This is a genomic window from Bacillus sp. FSL K6-3312, assembly GCF_038007485.1.
Taxonomy (GTDB): Bacteria; Bacillota; Bacilli; order Bacillales; family Bacillaceae; genus Bacillus; species Bacillus pumilus.
The window spans coordinates 1663382-1688553 of sequence record NZ_JBBOXI010000001.1; the positions used below are offsets into that span (position 1 = coordinate 1663382).

A 25172-nucleotide genomic window follows, 5' to 3' on the forward strand; every position below is an offset into this window, starting at 1 on the left:
TTATGAAAAAACTGAAGGTCGGAATCACTTGTTATCCAAGTGTCGGCGGCTCGGGCATTATTGCGACGGAACTTGGAAAACGTTTAGCTGAAAAAGGGCACGATGTTCATTTCATTACCTCAAGTATTCCGTTTAGGCTCAATAAAGTGTATCCGAATATTTATTTTCATGAGGTGAATGTCAATCAATACGCTGTTTTCCAATATCCGCCTTATGACCTTGCATTAGCAAGTAAATTGGCAGAAGTCGCAAAACGAGAGAAGCTTGATATTATTCACGCGCATTATGCGGTGCCTCACGCCGTCTGTGCGTACTTAGCGAAGCAAATGACGGGACACACAGTGAAAGTCGTTACCACGCTTCACGGGACGGATATTACGGTTTTAGGCTATGATCCATCTTTAAAGGAAGTGATTCGATTTGCCATCGAATCATCAGACCGGGTAACAGCTGTGTCGCATTCATTAGCTGCACAGACGTATGATCTGATTAAACCGGATAAAAAAATTGATACGATCCATAATTTCGTCGATGAGCGTGTGTATTTGCGTGAAGATCATGAAGTGCTGAAGAAACATTATGGTCTCATGCAGGACGAAAAGGTCATCATCCATGTATCGAACTTCCGAAAGGTAAAGCGGGTGCATGACGTGATTCATGTCTTTAAAAAGATTTCTGACCAGGTGCATGCAAAGCTGCTGCTGATTGGTGATGGTCCTGAAAAGTCGGTCGTATGCGATCTTGTGAAAAAGCTGGAACTAACTGATCGTGTGTTGTTTTTAGGAAAGCAAGAGAAGGTAGAGGAGCTTTATTCAATTAGTGATTTGAAGCTGCTGCTTTCTGAGAAGGAGAGCTTTGGGCTTGTACTTCTTGAAGCAATGGCCTGCGGTGTCCCTTGTATTGCAACAGATGTTGGCGGAATACCAGAGGTCATTGCACATGGAGAGACAGGATTTCTTGTCCCGCTCGGTGATATAGACAGGGCAGCAAATCATGCGGTGTCGTTACTCAAAGACAAAGCGCTTCATGAGCAAGTGTCAGCGGCGGCCCAGTCTAGCGTTCAAGCCCATTTTTCTTCTGAAAAAATAGTGAGTGAATATGAAGAGCTTTACCTAGAATTGATCGAAGGTGATGATGAACATGAATGAACCATTCACACATGCGATCCCTATTTTACATACACTGCACGAACATGGGCATCAGGCTTACTTTGTCGGCGGAGCAGTGAGAGATGTCCTTTTAGGCAGGGAAATCGGAGATATCGATATAGCAACCGATGCAACGCCTGATATGGTCGAGTCTTTGTTTGAAAAAACAGTTGATGTTGGCAAAGAGCATGGCACTGTCATTGTGTTACACGATGGGATCAGTTATGAGGTGACGACGTTTCGAACTGAATCAGAATATGAAGATTTTCGCAGACCGAAAGAAGTGGCGTTTATCACATCCTTGAAGGAAGATCTTTTAAGAAGAGATTTAACGATCAATGCGATGGCCATGGATATAAATGGGGAGATCATTGACCATGTAGGAGGCAAACAGGATATTGAGCGGAAACGAATTCAAACCGTAGGAGATCCTGCATGCCGCTTTCAGGAAGATGCGCTTCGTATGATGAGAGCGGTCCGTTTTTTAAGCCAGCTTGGCTTTGAGCTCGCTGCAGAAACGGCTGAAGCAATGGAAAAAGATAAGCACCTCCTTGCCAACATATCCGTTGAACGCAAAAAGATTGAAATGGAAAAGCTTTTAAAAGGCCGTTATTGTGAGCGGGCGATCAAAGTGCTCATTTCTACCAAATTGTATGAAGAATTGCCGGGTCTCAAAAAGGATTGTCTGCAAGAATCCTTTCAGTCATTTCCGTATTATTTACTGGATGGACTGGAAGAAGTATGGGGGGCTGTCATCCATTTGCTTGGCTTAGATGAAGCGGAGGCTGTGCTCTTCTTAAAAGAATGGAAGCTGTCAACAAAGCTTTTGAAAGACGCTGTGGCTATTAGTCAATACGTCGATTGTGACTGGGATGCGGAGAAGATGTTTGAGGCTGGTGAACACGTACTCTTATCTAGCTTGAAGATCTCACAGCTAATACATGAGCGTCGCATTTTCTTTGACGAGCTGGAGGCAGCGAAGCGTTCTTATGATGCACTGCCGATTAAAACGCTTCAAGACCTCGCTGTTTCAGGAAAAGATTTAATGGCCTTTCGGCAAAAGAAATCAGGAAAATGGATCGCAGAAGAGCTTGATTTGGTGACAAAAGCCGTTCTGCAAAATCATTTAGAAAACCGAAAAGAAGCCATAGAGGAGTGGCTTACAGCATGCGATCAGCAATTAGAAAACGATTAATTGAACTATTTACAGCATCTAGCCAGGATTTTGTCTCGAGTCAGCAAATTTGTGATGAGCTTGGCTGTTCTCGAACGGCTGTCTGGAAGCATATAGAGGACCTCAGAAAAGAGGGGTATGAGGTAGAAGCCGTCAGAAGAAAGGGATATCGCCTGCTACGTAAACCGGACAAAATCAGTGAGGACGAAATTCTGTTTGGTCTAGAAACAGAGAGCTTTGGCAGGCACATTTATTTTCAGAAAGAAGTCGCCTCCACCCAGCTGATTGCCCATGATCTTGTAAATGAAGGTGCGCCCCACGGCACGCTCGTGGTCAGTGATCATCAGACAAACGGGAAAGGCCGCCTTCAAAGAACGTGGCATTCACCAAATGGGACAGGCATTTCGATGAGTCTCATTCTACGCCCTGAAATTCCGCTGCACAAAGCGCCGCAGATGACGCTTTTGGCATCTGTAGCCATCGCAGAAGCCATTGCAGAGCAAACAGGACTCAGTCCCTCTATTAAATGGCCAAATGATATTTTGTTAAACGGGAAAAAAGTTGTTGGCATTTTGACTGAATTAAAAGCAGAGGCGGACCAGGTTCATGCGGTGATTATTGGACCGGGCATAAATGTGAACCAAACGGTAGATGACTTTCCGGATGAACTAAAGGATGTCGCCACGAGCCTGCGAATGGAACTGAATGAAAAAGTGGACCGTGCTGCGCTCATCCAACAGATCATGTCCACATTTGAAAAAAGGTATGCTGATTATATGAAGCATGGATTTGCGCCCATTAAACAATTATGGGAATCGTTTGCGATGACGATCGGTCAGCATATTGTAGCCCGCACCGTCAATGGGCAATACACTGGAAAAGCGCTCGGAATCAATGAAGAAGGTGTTTTATTGCTTGAAACGGAGGAAGGGATCCAAAAAATCTACTCCGCAGACATCGAGATCAAGTCAACTTAAGTGGAACACCCGGCACATTTTTGATATACTTCGTGTGGACAGTATCTGAAAAAGAGCTGTACCTGTTAGAAACAAAAATTTGATAAATTTCTGCCTTGATCCTAAGGGACTTGGACAGAGGGATGATTCGCCGCGCATGAGAGTTCAAAACATGTGATGTGAGGCAAGCCATTTCCTCTCCAGAATGAGGAGGAACAAATGAAGACAAAGCTAGATTTTTTCAAAATGAAAGAACAAAATGAACCGATTGTAATGCTGACAGCATACGACTATCCATCTGCAAAGCAAGCAGAAAAAGCGGAAGTCGACATGATCTTAGTCGGTGATTCACTCGGGATGGTTGTACTTGGGCTCGATTCGACAGTACAAGTCACGATCGATGACATGATTCATCACACAAAAGCAGTGAAAAGAGGCGCAAAAGACACATTTATTGTGACGGATATGCCATTTATGTCTTACCATTATTCATTAGCAGAAACATTGAAAAACGCAGCACGCATCATGCAAGAAAGCGGTGCGGATGCCTTAAAGCTAGAAGGCGGAGAAGGAGTTTTTGAATCCATTCAAGCTCTCACAAGAGGCGGGATTCCTGTCGTCAGTCATTTAGGCCTCACACCTCAGTCAGTTGGAGTACTTGGCGGGTATAAAGTGCAAGGAAAAGACCACGAAAGTGCGCAGAAATTGATTGAAGACAGCTTGAAATGTGAGGAAGCTGGTGCGATTGCACTTGTGCTTGAATGCGTACCTAGTGAACTGACAACACGAATTACCGACATGCTGAAAATTCCTGTGATCGGGATTGGTGCAGGGGCTGAGGCAGACGGACAAGTTCTCGTTTACCATGATGTGGTAGGATACGGGGTGTCTAGAACACCTAAGTTTGTGAAACAATACGCGCAAATTGATACTGTATTAGAAGAAGCGCTTATTCAATATACGAAAGAAGTAAAAGCACACACATTTCCAGAAGACAAGCATACATTTCATATCAAAGAAGAAGTCCTTGATGGTTTATATGGGGGTATCAAAAAATGAACGTTGTCACCCATATTCACGAGTTGAAGGAATTGATCAAGCTGCATCAAGAAAAACAGCATTCCATCGGCTTTGTCCCAACGATGGGCTTTCTTCATGAAGGACATCTGACGCTTGCGAAAGAAGCAAGGGATCAAAATGACATTGTGGTAATGAGCATCTTTGTCAATCCTTTGCAGTTTGGACCGAACGAAGACTTTGAATCCTATCCAAGGGATATGGAAAGAGATCAGCGCCTTGCAGAAGAAGCAGGGGTAGATATTTTATTTACACCTGATGTGAAAGAAATGTATCCAAATGAACCATCGATCACGATGACGGTTCAAAAGCGGACTGATGTCTTATGTGGGAAAAAACGCCCAGGACATTTCGACGGTGTTGTGACTGTGCTTACAAAGCTATTTCATCTTGTAGCACCAACAAATGTATACTTTGGTCTAAAGGATGCACAGCAAGTCGCTGTGATCGATGCGATGATCAAGGATTTCTTCTTTGATCTTCATCTTGTCTCAGTGCCGACAGTTAGAGAAGAAGACGGTTTAGCGAAAAGTTCAAGAAATGTGTACTTGTCTGATAAAGAAAGACAAGATGCTCCTGCTTTGTACCGCGCATTGAAAAAAGGACAGTCAGCGGTTGAAAAAGGTGAACGTGACGTCAGTCGCATTTATCAGTTGGTAGAAGAAGAAATTCTTCAAACGAGCGGGGAAATTGATTATATTGAGATTTACTCCTATCCAGAGCTTGAGCCGCTTCAGCAGTTAGCAGGTCAGGTCATCATTGCGATTGCGGTGAAATTCTCACGGGCAAGACTGATTGATAATGTGATATTCCATGTTCCTGAAAGCGGTGAAAAGCATGTATAGAACCTTTATGACTTCTAAACTTCATAAAGCGACAGTAACAGAAGCAAACTTACATTATGTAGGAAGCATCACCATTGACGAAGATTTACTTGATGCGGCAGGTATGATGGCAAATGAGAAAGTACAGATTGTCAATAATCATAATGGCGCGAGGCTTGAAACATATATTATTCCCGGTGAAAGAAAGAGCGGTGTCATTTGTCTAAATGGCGCAGCAGCAAGATTGGTTCAGCCGGGGGATGAAGTGATTATTATCGCTTATGGGATGCTTTCAGAAGAAGAAGCAAAGACACATACACCAAAAGTGGTCGTGTTAAATAAAGAAAATCAAATTGAACAAATGATTGGGCAAGAGCCTGCGAGAACGATTTTATAACGCATGCTGCAATGAAACAGAACAGTTTAAGAAAAGGAGCTGTTCTGTTTCAGCTATTTTTGCCCAGAGCGTGTTTCACTTCGAGTGAAACGAGGAATTGAGGTGTCCATTTTATGGCCGATCAAAGGTTTGTTGTCGTTGATATTGAAACCACCGGAAATTCACCTAAAAAGGGTGATAAAATCATTCAAATTGCTGCGGTGGTCATTGAAAATGGACAAATTGTCGAACGGTATTCAAAATATGTGAACCCGGGAAAAGCAATCCCTGGATTTATTGAACAGCTGACAGGCATTCAGCAGCATATGGTAGACGATGCAGTGTTTTTTGAATACATTGCCCAAGAGGTGTATGATCTCATTCAAGGCGCTTATTTTGTTGCGCACAATGTTCATTTTGACTTGAATTTTTTAAATGATGAACTAAAAGCATGCGGGAAAAATGAGCTGGATGTGCTAGCGATTGATACAGTTGAAATTTCTAGAATTCTTTATCCAGAGCTTGAAGGCTATAAGCTCACTGAATTAAGCGAAGAGCTCATGCTTCCACATGACCACCCGCACAGGGCGGATAGTGATGCGGAAGTTACTGCCATGTTATTTTTAACCTTACTACATCAATTAACACATACACCTCCAAATGTGCTAAAGCAGCTGCGCAGATTATCCTCTTATCTCTTAAGTGATATAGGACTTTTAATCCAGCAGCTTGAAACGAGTGATGCTAGATGCGAAGATTCTTTGGTAGAAGTCGGCTCTTTTGCTGTAAAAGATGTCACCAATTCTGAAAAGGATACGACAGATTCAGTAGGTGAAGACGATGAACAACTGTTTGAGGAGATCAAAAAGAAGCTTCCCCAAACAGTGGAAGGCTATGAAGTAAGAGAAGGCCAGCTCAAGATGATGAATAAAGTGAGAGATGTGTTTCATGAAAGAGCTTATGCTTTAATTGAAGCGGCACCAGGTATTGGAAAAACGCTCGCATACCTCATACCAGCTGCATTAGAAGCAAAGAAATCAGGAAATCCTGTCATTATTAGTACATATTCCATTCTTTTGCAGCAGCAAATGCTTCAGCGTGATGTGCCGATTTTAAATCAATTGCTTCCATTTGATCCAGCAGCCTGTGTATTCAAAGGTCGTGCGCATTATATTTGCTTAGATAAGTTTGAGCATGTGCTACATGAGGAAGATGATAACTATGATGTGGTCTTAACGAAGGCGCAAATATTAATGTGGCTCCTTGTGACAGAAACGGGTGATTTATCTGAACTAAATTTACCGTCGGGAGCTGCCAATATAAAAGACCGAATTTCGTGTGTGCACATGCCGTTTACATCGAAAAAGCGCCGCTTTAAAGAATACTGCTTTTATGAACGTGCGAAAAAAAGGGCCAAAACAGCTGATTTAATTTTAACGAATCATCGCCTGCTCTTATCACAAACGGAAGCATCATCTATCTTTCAGCATGCTGACGTATATGTGATTGACGAGGCTCATCAATTTGAGAAAACAGCCAATGAAACGCTAGGGGATAGTGCGTCGTATATTCAGCTTCATGCGAAATTAACGCAGCTTGGCTCCATGCAGGGCGGTCTGTTAAAGAAGCTCAAAAAGAGATTTCACGGTGCCGGCTTACAGACGGACACCTTTATCGAAATGGATGAGTATCTCAATCAGCTTCAACTGGAAAGTGACGCCTTCTTTAGTACCGTTCATTCTTTTGTCAAAAGGACAAAACCAAAAGCAGACATCAATCGTCTCATTCATAGAGTCCGTCATCAGTCGAAGCATGCGCAGTGGAAACGAATTAAAGAGACGGCAAGTAAGCTTTGTTCCTTGTTAATTGCTTGTGAAAAGCTGTATGAACAGCAAAAAAACGAGCTTCTTCAAAAAAGTGATCAGCTGACAGAGCACTTTGCGTTTGAAGCAGAGGAATACGATCAAGTGATGTCGTTTATGCATACATTTTGCAGTACGCTGTACCGATTCATTTTTGAACCGAAAAACGATGAAACGGTTTGGATTGAGATCGATGCAAAGGGTGCCAAAAATGCTGTCTTTATGCATGCACAGCCGCTAGATACTGGAGAGCTTTTAGCGGATCGATTTTTTATGAACAAAAAAAGTGTTGTCCTCACATCAGGGACACTTACAATCAATGGTCGCTTTGATTATTGCTTAGAACGATTTGGTCTGCAGGATTTTTATCCGCATCTTGTACAGATTGAGTCACCGTTTGAACTTGAAAAACAGCTCAAGGTAATCTTACCAGCTGATATGCCGCCGATTACGAACCGTGATGAGCGCGACTATGTAAAGCAATCAGTACGGTACATTAAGATGATGGAAAAGCAACATCAAGCGAAGATATTGGTGTTATTTAATTCACATGAGATGTTAAAAGCAGTATATGATGAACTGAAAACAGAAGGGATGCAAGCCGCCCTTTTTGCTCAAGGTCTGACGGGCGGTAGCCCTGTTAAATTAACGAAGATGTTCAAATTAGCAAAACATGCGATTTTACTTGGTACGGGTAGTTTTTGGGAAGGTGTCGATTTTCCTGGATCAGAGCTGACAACAGTCATTATGGCACGCCTCCCGTTTCGGCCGCCTGATTCACCGCTCATTGAAGCAAAATGTGATGCCGCTAAAAAACAGGGGAAGAACCCGTTTAAAGCCGTTGCTCTCCCAGAAGCTGTGTTAACCTTTAAACAAGGTGCAGGACGCTTGCTGCGCTCTGAAAAAGACATAGGAACATTGCTCATTTTAGACCGCCGAGTGAAAACCGCGTCATATGGAAAACTATTTTTAGAATCACTCCCTCATGCGCCGGTCCACGAGATGTCAAAAGAATCACTTGAGGCGTATATAGAGAAACTCAACAACGAAAAGCCGCTGTCATAAGCGGCCTTTAGCTGGTGTGGGTTTGGAGTTAATTTATCGTAACGGCTTTTTGTGTTCCGTTGTAAAAATAGTATCGGTTCCCGCGCCGAAAAGTATGACTAACAATATTTACGTACCGAGGAGGAATTAGAAGTGGAAAGTAAAATAGAGGTACTTTCAACTGTTCACATTAAGCATTCAGAGGACCTGTATAAAATTGTTGACTTATTGAACAGAACGCTTAAAAGAGAAGATCTCATGTTTGGATTGGCATTAGATCAAGAAGATCAAAATCAAGCGATATTTACAATATATCGCACATAGGGGAAGCTTGACATGAAAAAAATAGTTTGGATCATTTCAGCCGTTGTGGCTCTCGTTTTGCTCATTGGCATCATCAGTTTTACGTGGATTTATCAGATTGCCATGGGGCAAAAAGAACAAGGTCATGAGGCGGCGATTGAACGAGCAAAAAAACAAGCAAACATCGTACAAGTGGAGCAAGTAGAAACCTTTGTCGGAAAAGAAAAACAATTTATTGTTGAAGGGAAAAACAAACAAGACGAAACAACCTATGTTTGGGTACCTGCCAGCAAAAAAGAAAAAGTGATTGCAAAAAAAGCAAAAGACGGTATGACCTCAAATCAAGCAGTACAAGCTGTTCAAAAGGAGAACACTGTCTCTAAGCTAAAGGACGTTCAATTAGCAAGAGAAGGTGACGTACTCCTTTGGGAAGTGACGTACTTAAATGAAAACAATCAATACAGCTTTAGCTATGTCGACTTCTCGACAGGACACGTGGAAAAAAATGTAACACCATAGTTTCTCCTGTCTTGCGTTGACCATGCTGATTTAGAACGGTTATAATAAAATGTATGAAAAAAGAATCACACCTATCAAAGGTGAGTTTCTTTCTGGCTTTGGAGGGAATTATGTTGAAAACAACGATTAATCAAGTGTTCAAACATGTCGATGAAGATGTAACCATCGGCGCATGGATTGCCAATAAACGTTCAAGCGGTAAAATTGCATTCTTGCAGCTGCGTGACGGGACAGGCTTTATTCAAGGAGTCGTAGTAAAAGCAGAAGTGGAAGAGGAAGTCTTTAAGCTTGCGAAATCAGTCACTCAAGAAACATCTGTCTATGTGACAGGACAAGTGACAAAAGACGAGCGTTCACCTCTTGGTTTTGAATTGCAAGTGAAATCCATTGAAGTGATTCACGAAGCAACTGACTACCCGATTACACCAAAAGAGCATGGAACAGAATTCTTAATGGATCACCGTCATTTATGGCTTCGTTCTAAAAAGCAGCATGCCATTATGAAAATTCGTAACGAAATCATTCGTGCTACATATGAGTTCTTCCATCAAGAAGGTTTTGTGAAAGTAGATCCGCCAATTTTAACTGGAAGTGCACCTGAGGGCACAACGGAGCTGTTTGCGACGAAATATTTTGATGAAGATGCGTACCTTTCTCAAAGTGGACAGCTTTACATGGAAGCTGCGGCAATGGCACTCGGAAAAGTATTCTCATTCGGACCAACATTCAGAGCAGAAAAATCTAAAACAAAACGTCATTTAATTGAGTTTTGGATGATCGAGCCTGAGATGGCTTTTGTCGAATTTAATGAAAACCTTGAGTATCAAGAAAATTATGTGACTCATGTGGTTCAAAGTGTACTTGAAAACTGTAAAGTGGAACTGCATACACTAGGCCGTGATACAGCAAAATTAGAAAATATCAAAGCACCATTCCCGCGCATCACTTACGATGAAGCAATTAAATTCTTGCAAGAAAAAGGATTTGACGATATTGAATGGGGAGATGACTTCGGCGCGCCTCACGAAACAGCGATCGCTGAAAGCTACGATAAACCGGTGTTTATCACTCATTATCCAACATCATTAAAACCATTTTACATGCAGCCTGCACCAGATCGTGATGATGTCGTTCTTTGTGCAGACTTGATTGCACCAGAAGGCTACGGAGAGATCATTGGCGGTTCTGAGCGTGTCCATGATCTAGAGTTGCTTGAAGCAAGATTGAAAGAAAATGGGCTAGATCAAGAAACATACAAATGGTACACAGAATTAAGACAATATGGTTCTGTACCGCATTCAGGTTTTGGTCTTGGACTTGAACGTACAGTTGCTTGGATTAGTGGAGCGCCGCATGTGCGTGAAACCATTCCTTTCCCAAGATTATTAAACCGTTTATATCCTTAAGACGTGAAAGCCTCCAACACATGGAGGCTTTTTCAAACGTTTTTTGAAGGGGCACGTGAAATAAAACGTGATATACTTAAAGTGAAGAGGTGTATCCGATGAATAGGCAGCAATTTATTAATATGCAGCAAATGGGTTTGACCAGTTTGCCTAATTTGCTGATTGCTCATTATGAGCAGTTAGGACTGAATGAATCACAAATGATGGTGATGCTTAAGATTAAAATGAATGAAGAACAAGGTGTGTTCTTTCAAACATTTGAAGAGCTATCCCATGGCATGACCATTTCAGCTGAAGAGTGTGCGTATATGGTTCAGCATTTAATTCAAAAAGGATTTATTTCGATTCAGCCGTTTGAAGATGGGTCTGGTATTCAGCATGACCGTTACTCAGTTGAGCCTTTATGGGGCGTGCTGTATGACTTTTTAGAGGCAAAACAAGCGAAGGAAGGTCAAAAACTTCACGTACAGGCTGAAAAGTCTTTATATGCTTTATTTGAAGATGAATTTGGCAGACCGCTCTCTCCTCTTGAAGGAGAAACACTCTCGATCTGGATGGATCAAGATCATCATGATGCTGAAATGATTCGCCTAGCATTAAGAGAAGCGGTTTTATCAGGAAAATTAAATTTCCGTTATATCGACCGAATTCTGTTTGAGTGGAAAAAGAAAGGTCTGAAAACAGCGGAAGATGCAAAAGAGCATAGTCAGCATTTCCGTTCTCAGCAAAAAACGCCACCTTCAAAAGAAGAGACGTCAACATATAAGCGACAAGTTCCTTTTTATAATTGGCTGGAACAATAACCAATAAAGGAGAAGTCATGTTATCAAAAAAACAAATCAATGAATGTTTAGATATTATAGGAGATATGTTTCCAGAGGCTGAGTGTGAACTTGTTCATTCGAATCCATTTGAACTTGTGATCGCTGTAGCACTCTCTGCGCAGTGTACAGACGTGCTTGTCAACAAAGTGACCAAAACGTTATTTCAAAAATATCAAACACCAGAAGACTATTTAAGTGTACCGCTTGAAGAATTGCAGCAAGATATTCGTTCGATTGGCCTTTATCGAAATAAAGCCAAAAACATTCAAAAGTTGAGCAAAATGCTGATTGAAGAATATGGCGGCGAAGTACCAAAGGATCGGGACGAGCTTGTGAAGCTTCCTGGGGTGGGCCGGAAAACAGCAAATGTCGTCGTTTCAGTCGCTTTTGGGGTGCCGGCAATTGCAGTGGATACACATGTAGAACGTGTCAGCAAGCGACTGGGAATCTGCCGCTGGAAGGATTCTGTTCTCGAAGTAGAACAAACCTTAATGAAAAAAGTGCCAGAAGAAGATTGGTCTGTGACGCATCACCGCCTGATCTTTTTTGGTAGATATCACTGCAAGGCGCAACGTCCGCAGTGCGAGTCTTGTCCGCTTCTTGATATGTGTAGAGAAGGGCAGAAGAGGCTGAAAAAAGGATTGGTGAAGCTGGCATGAGCGGGGCAGTTGTTTTTTCCTCTTATGTCGAAAAACTAAAAGGGAAAAAGGTAGAGATGAAAGGCGATCGAGTAGACATACTTAGAGATCATCCACTCGCATATGATCTATCATCAGAACCTTTAACAGATGAACTTCCATGGCAGAAAACAGAAGAATTTGTTCCTGTGATGTTCGAACTGTGGAATGAATTAAAAGAAAAAATGCTTCCTCGTTTTCAAACAAGAAAGTCCCGGTGTGAAGAAGATGATATGCTGCAAGGGATTGTCAGTATGATTGCGATGTTTTACTGGATCAAAGGGGAGAGACTGCAAACACTTGATTGGGAACATATTAAGAAAGAGATATTTCCTGTTGCTCCTATTAATTGGACAGAACGTTTAGAGTTCATTTTGCTAAAACCGACTCAATATCACTGCTTCATTCAACTGGACGAGCTATACACAGAACTAAAAAAGCAGTATGGAAAATATGAAGCACTTAAAAAGATTAGACAAAACCGTTAAAAAAAGCACTTGCCATATAGGCAAGTGCTTTTTCATTATTCATTTTCTTTTCGATTAGGAGAAGTTGATTGCGAACTTGAGTTTTGAGAGTTCGTTTTCGCATCATCTTTCTTTTTATCTTTATTGTCAGTTTGTGAGTTGCCGTTCCCATTTGTACTGTCTGAGCCATCATCGGAAGAACCATTATTTCCGTTTTCCGTATTTCCGCCTTGATCCTGATCCTTATCTTTGTCTGGATCTTTTTTATCATCTGGCTTTTGCTCATCAGTGCCTGGGGGTTGATTTTTGTTATCGTCAGTCTGGTCTGTCTGCTCGTCATCAGGCTGCTGCGGTTCTTCTTCTTCTTTGTTCTCATCATCTGCTTTTTCTTCCTCATCTTCATCATCCTTGATGGTGAGGAAGGTAGAAGCTGCTTTACTTGTAACATCCTCTACAGTGGCTGTCACTTGGAATTTATAAGTAGAGCCAGGTTTTACACCAGAGATGACGGCTTCTTTAGCAGAACTGTTTTGAATCTCTTTATAGCCGCCGTTATCAACCGCTTGTTTTACATTAAATGTAGCATCTGCGTCGTCATCATAGCCCCAAGTCAGTGTGATGGATTTTTTCTCTTCATCATACACCGCTTTTAAGTCAGAAGGCTTATCGGCTTCTTTTTTCTCATATGTGTCAGACACTTTTGTCGGAACCGTACCTTTGACAAAGTATTCTGTTGTCTTCTTCTCACTAGGTGTATTTGGTCCTGCTAATTTAGCTGGATCTGATCCTTTTTCAACCGTAGCTTCAACGACACTGTCTGGTTTTTCAAATGAGCCGCTTCCATCATCAATTTGAGAAATTAATCGCTGGAAGACGAGTTTGGCAACACGCTGTTCATAATCTGTGAGCCACATTTTGCCGTCCGCATCTTTTGAGTTACCGATCCCAGTCCAAACGGCTGCTGTATATTGCGGCGTATAACCAACAAACCACGAATCTTTCGCACCGCCAGAAGGAATATTGTATTTATTGATATCATCTTGTGTAAAGTTCGTTGTACCTGTTTTACCAGCTACTTGAACGTTCGGTACTTGTGCAAGTGTACCAGTTCCAGATTGGACAGCAGTTTTCAGCATATCTGTAACCATAAAGGCTGTGTAATCACTCATAGCCGCTTTGGAATCTGGCGTAAGGTCCAGCTTTGTACCGTCATTAAATTCAACAGACTTGACAGCATGCGGTTCGTTATAATATCCATTATTACCGAATGCACTAAAGGCCCCAGCCATTTTTAGAGAGGACACGCCATCGTCAAATCCACCAATTGAGTAAGACTCAGGAATGTCAGACGGTAAGTCCATACCTAAATTATTGGCGAATTGAACGGCATTGTCTGTCCCAGCTTCTTGGAAAGCTTTTAGGGCAGGGATGTTTCGTGATTGTGCCAAAGCACTTCTCATCGACATTTTCCCTAAATGTCTTCTGTCAAAGTTATTAATTGGTGTACCGTTTGAGTACGTATACGGTGCATCATCAATTTGCTGATACGTTGACCATTTTTTGTTTTCAATGACTGGACCGTAATCTAAAATTGGTTTGATTGTTGAACCTGGCTGGCGTTTTGCAACAGTCGCATAGTTAAAGCCGCCGGCTGGTACATCACGTCCACCGCCAATAGCTCGGATCTCACCATTTTTCGTATCAAGCAAGGTAACACCCGCCTGCATACCTTTCGTAAATCCAACTGAATCCCCATTGATAATATCATCTAGGTGATCCTGTGCTTTTCGATCGAGTGAAGTATAGATTTTTAATCCATCTGTAGATACATCTACTTTGGCTTTTTTCTGTACTTCTTCCATGACTTCTTCAATGTAAGCAGAATACTTACTTGAGTTTTGCTTCTTATATTTATCAGCAGGGATGACAGTTTTGCTGACAGGGGTTGCTTTTGCAACATCATAGTCTTTCTCTGAAATATAGCCTTGTTTTTTCATAAGCCCTAACACGATATTGCGGCGTTTTTCCGCTGCCTCAGGATTTTTCACTGGGTTATAAGCAGAAGGACTCTGCGGCATACCTGCAAGTGTGGCAGCCTGTGCAACCGTTAGTTTATTTAAATCTGTCACGCCGAAAAATTGTTCAGCCGCTTTCCCAACACCGTAAGCATAAGGTGAGAAGAAAATGCGGTTTAAATACATTTCTAAAATTTCATCTTTAGAGTACTTTTGCTCAAGTTGAATCGAGAGCCATACTTCCTGTACTTTACGTTTTAACGTTTTTTGATTGTTAAGTAGAGTGTTTTTCACAACTTGCTGTGTAATTGTACTTCCACCTTCAGCTCCAAAACCGTCCTCGACGTTTGCGACAAGGGCACCGCCAATACGGATTGGGTCAATCCCGTGGTGTTTATAAAAACGTGCATCTTCCGTTGCGATAAATGCTTCTTTTACCACATCGGGTATATCTTTAATCGAGACATACGTTCTTTTTTCCGCACCGACTTCTGCAAACACTTTCTTGTCTATGTCATAAAGCTTTGAAGAATACGGTGTTTTGAGCTTACTATCATCAATTGAAGGAGCGCTCGATGCAAAAACGGCAAAAGTTGTGATTCCGGCCACTACACAAAGAAGACCGATCACGAGTAAAGATAAAAATATTTTTTTAAATAGGCCTGCTTTCTTTTTGCCTTTTTTGTTCTTTTGCTTCTTATTGTTTTCTTGACTTGCTTTACGTCGCTGTTCACGACTTGTAAATTGATCAGACATCACATCTCAACCTTTCGTGTTAAACCTTTTTCGAACGTTATTGCTACTCACTTTCATCCGAAAAATGAAGTGTCTCCACTACTTTAATATAATCAATTCTTGGCGAATATCCAAGTGTCATTAAGTGGCCTGCTTCCATTAATTCGTCTTTACTAATGGATTTCCGGCCGTTTAGCTTCTGCCGCTCCCAGAAGAAAAAGAGATCTGAAGCGGGCAAATAATAAACGGAGCCAAATGCGGATATAATAACGAAACAAATACCGCCTTGCTTTTCAACCTGTTTCATATGCTCAATTTGATGGTCATGAAAATTTTTGAGCGGAAACGAGGTAGTGCTTTTGGTTTCCTTTGCTTCAAAATCGATATAGCGCCCTTTGTACACTCCATTATAGTCTGTTGTGGATGATTGTTTAAAATAGGCTTCTTTGATCACAGCAGCGCTTCTTTTTGGATAATCCACATTCACAATTTGAACGGGGGTAGGCTTTTTATGAATGACTGCGATCCCGTTGACCAAATAGTACTGGTTGGTTTCATTTAAGTCAGCCTCAAGCGTCATCCCGCGGTTACTATAAGAGGATTCGCCGCTGATTCTTTTTTTTGTCCCAATTGGTTGAATGGGCTGATACGATTTTCCGTTTGGATACCGAATCATCAAGTTTCAGCCTCCTTTTAATGCATTTTGTATTGGAGAGATACCTATGTTGTCACAAGAAGAGCACATCATCACTCAGCATATATTGCGTGAAACGAAAGTGAAAAATAAAGACAACCTAACGAGGACAAATGCTTATAAGCGCTTTTATGACCGTCATCCAGAGATGAAATGGTCGCTGCTTGCTTCCTTTGTCTCGAGAAATGCTGGATGGTCTATGACGGATTTAAAGGGCGAGCTCTTCCATCCAGGTTTAACAGATCAAGAGGGGCACCTTTTTTTCACAGCATATGAAAGAGCGAATTGGCTGATCTTTTCGGATGCTTACCCTCAGCTTCTTTTGTATGAATGGTCTAAGCGGTGCGGCAAACCCTTGTTCCATCTGCTTCCGTATTTTTCTGTATCTCGTTTTATGAGCACTGAGTGGGAACGTTTTTGGCTAAAGCGTGACAGAGAGCGCCTGCTTTATGCACTCATCATAAATGAACAATATACTATACAATCTCCTATTATACAAAATCCTCTTCTGAAAAAGAATGTTTTTCACTCGATTCAATATCTGTTTAGCGAGTGGGGACATTTTCAAACCGTTGTTTTTCCAACGGTGGACGGGCATTTGTACGGGTTAACCATACGGAAGTTTTCCCACGTAAAGGAGCGTATTTCATTAGGGAAAAAACTAGCGAAACTATTATTTCGGGCCGATTTATTTTCGGATTTTTATCATTTTTTGCATACTGTTCCGCATACCGGATCACGGTTTGATTTTGAACCGTTTTTAGGGATTGCTAGAAGGTCAACACCTTTTCTTCGAACTGTTTATCCAGTGATGACACATTCATTAGACGATCAAAGAGAAGATTGGTTTCAAAAGAAATTGAGCCCATCTTTGTTTGATGCAGAGACGTTGCCAAAACAAATTGAGCTGACCAACTGGTATTTTCATAAAAAAAGACAGCTTCGTTTTCTTTTCTCATTAGAGCACTATTTTTTGCATAAATAAAAAGCAGGGGGTACCTGCTTTTTTTACGTGGATGGTCGATTAGGACCGCCGAGCTTTTTATCAAGCTGATCTGTACTGTTTTCTTTCCCTTTTGGCTTTTGCTCTTTTGGTGCTGGCTGCTTTTTCATGAAATCTACCTCCTTTGTCCTTAGAATTTACACAATCGGACGCAATCATACAAAGAAGGACAAGCAGATGTCGAAAAGGAAGAAATAGCGCTCATCTACACTTAGATTGGCGATTTGCTTCTAGTTTTGTCATGTGTGAAGGAGGGTGTGAAAGAAAAGAGAATGTAACGAGAGACGATAAAGGAGGAATCTGATGATGAGCGAATTTGTATCAAAAGAATCCATTTTGCAGTTATTAGAGGAAATCGAGCGAAAAATTGATGCGGTGGAAGAAGAGCTGTCTCTTGCTGTGAACGAAACAACACGTGCAGCCATAGAGGAGCAAGAACAAATGATAGACCGGCTTGAATCAGAAGTAAAGGACTGTGAAGTGAAGATTCACGCAGCTGAGTATCAACTGGCGGCAAGACCGGCATACCACGCAGGGTAGCTTTCTATTTGAGCAATAAGTAAACGTTTGATAGGATGGTTCATAGAGGTGAACACTTTGGATAATCAAACATTACTTGAACATACACAAGAGCTGAGAATATGGATCGAAGAGGCGTATGAGCAGTACCAAAAGGGAAAGGCTGAAGAGGAATACCCCGTATATGATTTTCACACAGAAATTCAGCCGGCCGTTGAGACATTTGATCAGAAAATGGAAGAGTGGCTCACTGCTGCGATCTCGTTTATTCATCTGGCGAAACCTAGATATTTACACGAAGAACAGCTTGAAGCCGTCAAAGAAAATGGGAAAGAGGTTGTCCTGCAATCTTATTTTGGCAAACAGCATGCACCCCGTGTGAAAAATTTAGTTGAGTCAGTGATTTACACACTGAACCTTTTAATAGAAGAAATCAACAAGCGCAGCTGAAGACATCGCTGCGTTTTTCTTATGGCTGCTTTAGGCACATCTTCTGCTTTTCATCATAATATATGAGTGACAAGACTATGTGTTGAGAGCGAGAGGAGCGAGATATATGATCCCTTATTCAAACCAGCAACTGTATGAATTCAATCCATTCAATCAAGGGCCATTTCCGTATCCAGAAATGCAGCAGCAGCCTCCGCAGCCTCCAGAATATTTCATGCCGCCACATCAAGGTGGCATGAGCCAGGCATCACCTGCTGTCTATCAGCCGCCTTATGGATACCAAGAAAATGTGCCGCCTTATCAGCCGCCCGAAGCGATCAATCAACCCCAGATGCAGCCACCAGGCATGATGCCCATGCAGCAGCCTATGAACCCTTATCCTTTGCCCAGACCGCAAAAACAGCAATCATCTCAATTTAAAAGTGTGCTATCGCAATTCAAAAAAACGAATGGACAATTCGACTTTAACAAAATGTTTGATACAGCTGGGCAAATGATGAGTACGATGAATCAAGTAGGCTCATTAGCGAAAGGATTTACGAGCATTTTTAAAGCATAGTTAAAACCCAATAGAAGGATCTATTGGGCTCTTTGCTTTGGTGCCGTCACACGAAGCGTTTGATCTTTCCACACGCTTTTCATGTTCGTTTCATCTATTTTTGCCGGCATTAAAATGGTTTTTGTAAAGCTCGAATACGAGGAAGTTGTATCCGTTTTAATTGTTTCCTGCACGGATAAGTGTAAATATTGGGCTTTTACTTCTAGCGCGATATCGCCTTCGACAAAATGGTCTGGAAATTGGATTGCGATATACACAAACTGCTCATCCTCTGTCACATCGGTCGTAATCGATGCAAGTGAATGCGATGTGGTCATGAGCGCCTCCGCACTATTTAATATCTCATGAAACGGGGAGGATGCGAAAAATTGTTCAATCGCTTCATAGAGAATATCTTCATTTGCCAGCAATTCATGTTTCTTTTCGCCTTCATGTTCCATTTGAATCACCTCTCATCTACAGCCTATGCAGAAAGGACTCAGGCGGTTATCAATTGATGAGAGGAAAAAATTATGATTAAATAGTGTTGAATGAAGCAAGGTGTATGAGTGCAGCGTTTCATACACGGAATAGATCTAGAAGCAAAGCTTGAAGGGAGCAATTGACATTGCTGAAAAAATTATTCGGTTTCGGGAAAAACCAAGATGATGTAAAGGAAGAAATCATTTATTCTCCAGCTGATGGAGAGTTAATGGATATGACGGATGTACCAGACCCTGTTTTCTCTCAAAAGATGATGGGAGACGGCGTAGCAGTCAAACCAAATAGTGGCACGATTGTGTCACCAGTAGAGGGTGAAATCATTCAGCTCTTCCATACAAAACATGCAATTGGCATTCGAACACTCTCAGGGCTTGAGCTTCTGATTCATATCGGACTTGAAACAGTGGGATTAAATGGTGAAGGATTTGAAGCGCACATCAAAGAGGGAGATAAAGTGAAGATCGGTGACCCTCTCATTACGTGTGATTTAGAACTGATTGAAGAGAAAGCGGCAAGCACAGTGACACCGATTGTCATTATGAATGGAGACTTGATCGAGCATCTCGATAAAGAACCAAAGGGATCTGTTGAAAAACAGACATCTAAGCTTTTTACCGTTAAATTGAAATAATCAGGACACAAAAAAACTACCCAATCGTTTGAGGGTAGTTTTTTTGGTGACATTAATCTTCCATCGGAACCCAGCCTAGACTTGCTTCCATAACAGACCACAATCCTTCTGGAATCAAATATTGATCTTTTTGGCTTCGTTTAATGACAGTTTCAATCTCGCTTTCTCTGCCTTCTTTAATCTTCTTTGCCCAATCTGGGTCGACGATCAGCTCACGTGCGATAGCGATAAGCGGAATTCCTTGGTTATAGGCACTTAGTGCATCTTCGGCTGTAATGACGCTGCCTACACCGATGAGCGGAAGGGTATCGCCGCAGCGATCTTTTAGCAGCTCCATACGCGTCTTATCCGTATCTGCACCGCGTCTTGCTTTAGAGTCAATCTCCATTAAAGAGATATGCAAATAATCAAGGTTTTTAGTTTTAAGAACATCGACTAAGGTAAACGTCTCTGTCATCGTTAAACCAGGCGTTTCTGGTTCTTCAGGGGATAATCGATATCCAAAGATAAACGGTTTTTTCGCATGCTTTTCGATTGCTTCTTTCACTGCATCCACAACAGCGATAGGGAAAGCTAGACGCTTTTCTTCATTTCCTCCCCACTGATCTGTCCGCTGGTTGCTATGCGGAGAGTAAAATTGCTGTAATAGATAACCGTTTGCACCGTGGATTTCCACGCCGTCAAATCCTGCTTCGACCGCTCGTCTTGCCGCTTCTTTAAAAGAGTCAATGATATGGACAATTTCCTCTTCTTTTAAAGCGCGTGCAATCTGCTTTCCATCTTTAAACACATCACTTGGCGCAACCACATCACCATTTGGAACTAAGTGAGGGAGAGCCTGAGAGCCGCCGTGATGAATTTGAATGATGGCTTTTGTTCCCTTTGCCTGAATCGCAGAAGCTAGTTTTTTCAGGCCGGGTATATCTTCATCTCTTGCGATAGAAGGCTGTCCTTCAAATGCCTTACCATCTGGAGTCACGTTCGCACATGCTGTAATCACCATGCCCATATCACTAGATCTAGCTGTAATGAAATCAATTTCCTCTTTAGAAATAGTGCCATCCTCGTGAGAACCGAAGTGTGTCATTGGCGCAACGACTAACCGGCCATTAATAGACGCACCTCCTGGAAACGTAAATGGTTCAAATAATGGCTCAAAATCTTTTTTCATACGATTTCCTTCTTTCTTGAAATGTTTTCTCATCTGAAGTGTAATTGATATGGTTACATGCAAACAAATAATTTGCTCAGAAAAACATATCAAAAATTGCCGCCTAGTCATGCAAACAAATATTCGGTACACTATGTAAGAGAGGTGATGCGATATGAAAAAGAAAACAATGAACGAACTCATAGAAGAATTAAAAAAAGACAAACAGGTAGAACAGTGGCATGAAATCGAAGCGAAGCCTGCACAGACCTCTCCGGTTCCTGAAAGAGTAAACGAAAAGCTGAAAAAGGCACTTGAGAAAAGAGGCGTGAGTGAACTCTACATTCATCAAAAGGAAGCCTTTGAACGTGTGATGGACGCGGAGCATGTGGTAACTGTCACACCAACAGCTTCAGGTAAAACACTTTGCTACAACCTGCCAGTCCTTCAGTCGATCGTAGAAGATCAGACAAGCCGCTCCCTTTATTTATTCCCAACAAAAGCGCTCGCACAAGACCAAAAGAGTGAACTTAACGAGATCATCCACGAGATGGATGTTCCGATTCATAGTGAAACATATGACGGAGATACCTCTCCCGCCATTCGGCAGCGAGTCAGACAAGCAGGACATATTGTCATCACAAACCCAGATATGCTACATTCAGCCATTTTGCCTCATCATACGAAATGGGTCAGCTTGTTTGAGAATTTGAAGTATATTGTCATTGATGAGCTTCATACATATCGAGGTGTATTTGGCAGTCATGTGGCCAATGTGATTCGCAGGTTAAAACGAATTTGTGCATTTTATGGAAGTGATCCGATTTTCATTTGTACGTCCGCAACGATTGCGAATCCAAAAGAGCTTGCGCAGCAGCTAACGGGAAGCAAGATGCATTTGATTGAGCGAAATGGGGCACCTAGCGGTAAAAAGAATTTTGTGTTTTACAATCCACCAGTTGTGAATAAACCACTAAATATTAGACAAAGTGCCGCCACAGTCGTCAATCAACTGGCTAAAACTTTTTTAAAGGAAAAAATCCAAACGATTGTTTTTGCTAGAAGCAGAGTAAGAGTTGAAGTGATTTTAAGTCATATTCAAGAGCTAGTGAAAAAAGAGATCGGCCCAAAATCAATTCGTGGATATCGCGGAGGCTATTTACCAAAAGAGCGGCGTGTGATTGAAAAAGGATTGAGAGAAGGAGACATTCTAGGTGTCGTCAGTACGAACGCACTAGAATTAGGTGTGGATATAGGTCAGCTAAAGGTCTGTATCATGACCGGGTATCCTGGCAGTGTAGCGAGTACATGGCAGCAGGCTGGCCGTGCTGGAAGGCGTCATGAGGAAGCACTCATTATCATGGTGGCAAGTTCCTCACCCCTTGACCAATATATTGTCAGACACCCTGAATATTTCTTTAATAGACCACCTGAAGCTGCCAGAATTAACCCTGAAAACCTCATTATCTTAGTGGATCATTTAAAATGTGCATCCTACGAGCTTCCGTTTCGGGAGGATGAACAGTTTGGCGGTATGGACGTAGAAGAGATTTTGCAATACTTACATGAGGAAGGCGTTCTCCATTTTAGCGGGAATCGGTATTATTGGTCAGATCAATCGTTCCCAGCGCATGGCATCAGCCTTCGGTCTGCAAGCCAGGAAAATGTCGTGATTGTGGATCAATCAGATGTGGCAAATGTTCGGATTATTGGAGAGATGGACCGTTTCAGTGCGATGACGCTGCTTCATGATGAAGCCATTTATTTACACGAAGGGGTTCAGTATCAAGTGGAAAAGCTAGATTACGAGCATCTGAAGGCTTATGTGAAACAAGTAGATGTAGAATACTATACAGATGCGAATTTAGCCGTCCAACTGAAGGTGCTTGAAATCGATCAGACGACAGAGAAGGAAGCTGTATCTGTTCACTACGGTGATGTGACCGTCAACGCAATGCCGACGATTTTTAAGAAAATCCGACTAACTACCGGTGAAAATATCGGGTCTGGACCGATTCACTTACCGGAAGAAGAAATTCATACGAGTGCGGCTTGGTTTGAATTACGCGAGGCAGAGCGGAGATTTGAAGAGAAAACACTTGAACAGCTGCTGCTAGGCATCGCAAATGTTCTTCAGCACATTGTACCTGCTTTTGTGATGTGTGACCGTTCTGATATTCATGTGGTTTCACAAATTAAAGCGGCACATACCGGAAAACCGACGGTCTTCTTATATGACCATTATCCTGGCGGCATTGGCTTAAGTAAGGAAGTACAAGCTCGCTTCGATGAAATAGCAGGCGCAGCCATACAGCTCATTGAGCGGTGCCGCTGTGAAAATGGCTGTCCATCCTGCATTGGCATGGAAATGAAAGAGGTCAACGGAAAAAGCAGCATCGTTGAATTGCTGTCCGTATTTTAAGGAAAGGAGGGGACACCTGCTCATGTCTTTAAAAGGGAAATTAAACAGAATGAAAAAGCATTTATCACACAATCAGACACATGAAAACCGGCAGAAAACATCGGAAGGACAACCTCAGCCTGTAACTTCAGAAAATATCCCATTTTTAAAAGAATGGGAAGCATTAGGTGTGTCTCCTTATCATTTTGAGGATTCCTTTTGTCTGATTCGGGAAGTCACCTATTCATTAGATGATCAGCATGGACGCTATTCGTTTGCGGAACTGCCGAAGATCATCGAGGCATGGAACGAAAGCGGCATCCAGCATTCGCTATCGGCTAAAGGGTACGAGCCGCACGAGCTGTTTTTCTTTGATACTGAAACAACAGGATTATCTGGCGGTACAGGAAATATGATTTTCTTGCTTGGACACGCACGTGTCTTTTCAGGCAAAGTGGTGGTGAAACAACACCTGCTCACCAATCCAGGAAATGAAGCGGCTCTTTACAAAAGCTTTCTGGCTGAAGTAAATGTAGAATCATTAGTTACATATAATGGTAAATCTTTCGATTGGCCGCAAGTGAAAACGAGACATACACTTTTACGAGATCAAATCCCTGCACTTCCTGAATTCGGCCATTTTGATCTACTGCACGGATCAAGACGATTGTGGAAGCATAAATATGAACGAATGGCGCTATCCGTTGTGGAAAAAGAAGAGCTGCACGTGCAGCGTGAAAACGACACGCCGGGGTTTTTGGCACCGATGATTTATTTTCATTTTTTAAAGGAACAAAACCCAAAGCTGATTGAAGGAATCTTGACTCATAATGAACTAGATGTCTTATCGTTAATCAGCCTCTACATCCATCTATCCAAAAAAATACTATCTGAGGATGCGGTAAAGGAATACAATGAGAAGTATGCACTCGCTAGGTGGCATCTTGCTCATCGTGATGTACAGGAAGCAACGAAGCATTTGCAAGAATTAACGGATGCTGATTTTGAGCATGCGAATCAGGCGTCTTATGATCTTTCCTTGCAATATAAACGACAAAACGAGTGGGATGAAGCGGTTCAAATATGGGGGGGATTATTTGAATCAAGCGATCTCCATTTAGCATTAAAAGCGGGTATAGAGCTTGCGAAGTATAAAGAACATCGAGAAAAAGATGCAAGCTCTGCTCTATCCATCACTGAATCTTTATTATCATTCTCATCGTTAAGTCAGCGAGACATAGAAGAACTTGAAAAGCGAAAAAAACGACTTTTGAGAAAAGCTGGGCAATAAACATTATTGCCCGGGAAAGCGCAAAACATGACAACGTTCGGCTCTCGGCCGAAAATAAAAATTGTTTAGCACTTTTATTGTAGAAAAGTCATGAATCCTGTAAAATAACGTTAGATATTGAATGAGGAGCGTAGAGCATGTATAAGGGTCTTTTCTACTTGTTTTTTCTTGTTGTCATTTTGGTCGCATTTGTGTTTTCAAACTATAAGGATGTTTTCCTTGCAAACTTTTAAAATAGGTTAATGCATTAGTACATGTACACCTCTTAATTCATACATTGTTAATGTAAGAAAATTAAGGAGAGGGGAATGCTACATGTACCATCATCATCATCATTGCCAACCAAATGTTACACAGCCAATTGTTCATCCGACGAATCATTGCTGTACACACAGTGATTCAACAACAATTGTGCCGCATATCCATCCGCAACATGTAACAAATGTTCACCATCAAAATTTCAAACATGTTCACTACTTCCCGCATACGTTTTCTCAGGTGGATCCAGCAACACATCAACACTTTAACTGCGGTGGACCTTGCTGTAACAGATAAAGTGGAATGGGACTTTTATAAGTCCCTTT

At 41.8% G+C, this 25172-nt stretch carries 26 protein-coding genes; 21 read left to right on the forward strand and 5 right to left on the reverse strand.

Annotation, left to right across the window (positions count from 1 at the left end):
* Positions 1-2 precede the first annotated feature (2 nt).
* From bshA to MHI11_RS08600, 13 genes are all read left to right on the forward strand, one after another.
* The gene (gene bshA, locus MHI11_RS08540) at positions 3-1148 is read left to right on the forward strand and encodes an N-acetyl-alpha-D-glucosaminyl L-malate synthase BshA (RefSeq protein WP_340960843.1); all 1146 of its coding nucleotides are present in this window, start codon (positions 3-5) and stop codon (positions 1146-1148) included.
* A complete protein-coding gene (locus MHI11_RS08545; RefSeq protein WP_340960844.1) occupies positions 1141-2343 on the forward strand; it encodes a CCA tRNA nucleotidyltransferase in 1203 nt (400 codons plus the stop codon). The genes bshA and MHI11_RS08545 overlap by 8 nt, the downstream gene beginning before the upstream one ends.
* Positions 2316-3299: a bifunctional biotin--[acetyl-CoA-carboxylase] synthetase/biotin operon repressor gene (locus tag MHI11_RS08550; protein WP_044141124.1), complete on the forward strand. Its 984-nt coding sequence runs from the start codon at positions 2316-2318 to the stop codon at positions 3297-3299. Before MHI11_RS08545 ends, MHI11_RS08550 begins: the two co-directional genes overlap by 28 nt.
* 198 nt (positions 3300-3497) lie before the next feature.
* Entirely contained in the window at positions 3498-4337 is an 840-nt protein-coding gene (gene panB, locus MHI11_RS08555; protein ID WP_340960848.1) for a 3-methyl-2-oxobutanoate hydroxymethyltransferase, read from the forward strand.
* On the forward strand, positions 4334-5200 hold the full coding sequence (gene panC / locus MHI11_RS08560; protein ID WP_106065490.1) for a pantoate--beta-alanine ligase: 867 nt from the start codon (positions 4334-4336) through the stop codon (positions 5198-5200). The genes panB and panC overlap by 4 nt, the downstream gene beginning before the upstream one ends.
* Entirely contained in the window at positions 5193-5576 is a 384-nt protein-coding gene (panD, locus tag MHI11_RS08565; RefSeq protein ID WP_034620444.1) for an aspartate 1-decarboxylase, read from the forward strand. Before panC ends, panD begins: the two co-directional genes overlap by 8 nt.
* Before the next feature lie 113 nt (positions 5577-5689).
* Positions 5690-8482 carry an ATP-dependent DNA helicase DinG gene (gene dinG / locus MHI11_RS08570; RefSeq protein ID WP_340960849.1) on the forward strand — a complete coding sequence of 931 codons (2793 nt, stop codon included), beginning with the start codon at positions 5690-5692 and terminating at the stop codon, positions 8480-8482.
* Between the two features lie 132 nt (positions 8483-8614).
* Positions 8615-8785 carry a YpmA family protein gene (locus MHI11_RS08575; protein WP_003215469.1) on the forward strand — a complete coding sequence of 57 codons (171 nt, stop codon included), beginning with the start codon at positions 8615-8617 and terminating at the stop codon, positions 8783-8785.
* A 12-nt stretch (positions 8786-8797) separates the two neighbouring features.
* Complete coding sequence (gene tseB, locus MHI11_RS08580) at positions 8798-9283, forward strand: cell wall elongation/penicillin-binding protein regulator TseB (RefSeq protein ID WP_340960850.1); 486 nt, start codon at positions 8798-8800, stop codon at positions 9281-9283.
* 113 nt (positions 9284-9396) lie between these two features.
* A complete protein-coding gene (gene asnS / locus MHI11_RS08585) occupies positions 9397-10689 on the forward strand; it encodes an asparagine--tRNA ligase (RefSeq protein WP_340960852.1) in 1293 nt (430 codons plus the stop codon).
* Positions 10690-10787: 98 nt separating this feature from the next.
* Positions 10788-11492 carry a DnaD domain-containing protein gene (locus tag MHI11_RS08590; RefSeq protein WP_340960853.1) on the forward strand — a complete coding sequence of 235 codons (705 nt, stop codon included), beginning with the start codon at positions 10788-10790 and terminating at the stop codon, positions 11490-11492.
* 17 nt (positions 11493-11509) lie between these two features.
* A complete protein-coding gene (gene nth / locus MHI11_RS08595) occupies positions 11510-12172 on the forward strand; it encodes an endonuclease III (protein WP_034661035.1) in 663 nt (220 codons plus the stop codon).
* Positions 12169-12678, forward strand: coding sequence for a YpoC family protein (locus MHI11_RS08600; protein ID WP_044141130.1), 510 nt, complete (start codon positions 12169-12171; stop codon positions 12676-12678). The genes nth and MHI11_RS08600 overlap by 4 nt, the downstream gene beginning before the upstream one ends.
* A gap of 35 nt (positions 12679-12713) precedes the next feature.
* On the opposite strand, the gene MHI11_RS08605 is transcribed toward MHI11_RS08600, so the two are convergent.
* Both MHI11_RS08605 and recU read right to left on the reverse strand, forming a co-directional pair.
* On the reverse strand, positions 12714-15428 hold the full coding sequence (locus tag MHI11_RS08605; protein ID WP_340960854.1) for a PBP1A family penicillin-binding protein: 2715 nt from the start codon (positions 15426-15428) through the stop codon (positions 12714-12716).
* Positions 15429-15471: 43 nt separating this feature from the next.
* Positions 15472-16083 carry a Holliday junction resolvase RecU gene (gene recU, locus MHI11_RS08610; protein ID WP_044141132.1) on the reverse strand — a complete coding sequence of 204 codons (612 nt, stop codon included), beginning with the start codon at positions 16081-16083 and terminating at the stop codon, positions 15472-15474.
* A 46-nt stretch (positions 16084-16129) separates the two neighbouring features.
* On the opposite strand from recU, the gene MHI11_RS08615 reads away from it, so the two are divergent.
* Positions 16130-17086, forward strand: coding sequence for a DUF2515 domain-containing protein (locus tag MHI11_RS08615; protein ID WP_340960855.1), 957 nt, complete (start codon positions 16130-16132; stop codon positions 17084-17086).
* 23 nt (positions 17087-17109) lie between these two features.
* Here the strand turns inward: MHI11_RS08615 and sspM are convergent, their stop codons facing one another.
* Positions 17110-17214 (reverse strand): acid-soluble spore protein SspM, encoded by a 105-nt coding sequence (sspM, locus tag MHI11_RS08620; protein WP_012010346.1) that lies wholly within the window; start codon positions 17212-17214, stop codon positions 17110-17112.
* Between the two features lie 196 nt (positions 17215-17410).
* Between sspM and MHI11_RS08625 the strand changes: the two genes are divergently transcribed.
* From MHI11_RS08625 to MHI11_RS08635, 3 genes are all read left to right on the forward strand, one after another.
* Positions 17411-17644 (forward strand): DUF5446 family protein, encoded by a 234-nt coding sequence (locus tag MHI11_RS08625; RefSeq protein WP_223251159.1) that lies wholly within the window; start codon positions 17411-17413, stop codon positions 17642-17644.
* 57 nt (positions 17645-17701) lie between these two features.
* Positions 17702-18073, forward strand: coding sequence for a YppE family protein (locus MHI11_RS08630; RefSeq protein ID WP_044141136.1), 372 nt, complete (start codon positions 17702-17704; stop codon positions 18071-18073).
* Positions 18074-18179: 106 nt separating this feature from the next.
* Positions 18180-18632 carry a YppG family protein gene (locus tag MHI11_RS08635; protein ID WP_111912843.1) on the forward strand — a complete coding sequence of 151 codons (453 nt, stop codon included), beginning with the start codon at positions 18180-18182 and terminating at the stop codon, positions 18630-18632.
* A 20-nt stretch (positions 18633-18652) separates the two neighbouring features.
* Here the strand turns inward: MHI11_RS08635 and MHI11_RS08640 are convergent, their stop codons facing one another.
* Positions 18653-19072, reverse strand: a complete 420-nt coding sequence (locus tag MHI11_RS08640; protein WP_003215994.1) for an Hsp20/alpha crystallin family protein — start codon at positions 19070-19072, stop codon at positions 18653-18655.
* Between the two features lie 167 nt (positions 19073-19239).
* Here MHI11_RS08640 and MHI11_RS08645 point away from each other — a divergent pair, with 167 nt between their 5' ends.
* On the forward strand, positions 19240-19746 hold the full coding sequence (locus MHI11_RS08645; protein WP_003216086.1) for a PTS sugar transporter subunit IIA: 507 nt from the start codon (positions 19240-19242) through the stop codon (positions 19744-19746).
* Between the two features lie 52 nt (positions 19747-19798).
* On the opposite strand, the gene MHI11_RS08650 is transcribed toward MHI11_RS08645, so the two are convergent.
* Positions 19799-20917: an NADH-dependent flavin oxidoreductase gene (locus MHI11_RS08650; protein WP_278175400.1), complete on the reverse strand. Its 1119-nt coding sequence runs from the start codon at positions 20915-20917 to the stop codon at positions 19799-19801.
* A gap of 154 nt (positions 20918-21071) precedes the next feature.
* Here MHI11_RS08650 and MHI11_RS08655 point away from each other — a divergent pair, with 154 nt between their 5' ends.
* The 3 genes from MHI11_RS08655 (at position 21072) to cotD (ending at position 25143) form a co-directional block, all read left to right on the forward strand.
* Complete coding sequence (locus MHI11_RS08655) at positions 21072-23318, forward strand: DEAD/DEAH box helicase (RefSeq protein ID WP_044141139.1); 2247 nt, start codon at positions 21072-21074, stop codon at positions 23316-23318.
* Positions 23319-23340: 22 nt separating this feature from the next.
* Positions 23341-24588 carry a ribonuclease H-like domain-containing protein gene (locus tag MHI11_RS08660; RefSeq protein WP_044141141.1) on the forward strand — a complete coding sequence of 416 codons (1248 nt, stop codon included), beginning with the start codon at positions 23341-23343 and terminating at the stop codon, positions 24586-24588.
* 315 nt (positions 24589-24903) lie between these two features.
* Positions 24904-25143: a spore coat protein CotD gene (gene cotD / locus MHI11_RS08665; protein ID WP_034661015.1), complete on the forward strand. Its 240-nt coding sequence runs from the start codon at positions 24904-24906 to the stop codon at positions 25141-25143.
* Positions 25144-25172: the final 29 nt, after the last annotated feature.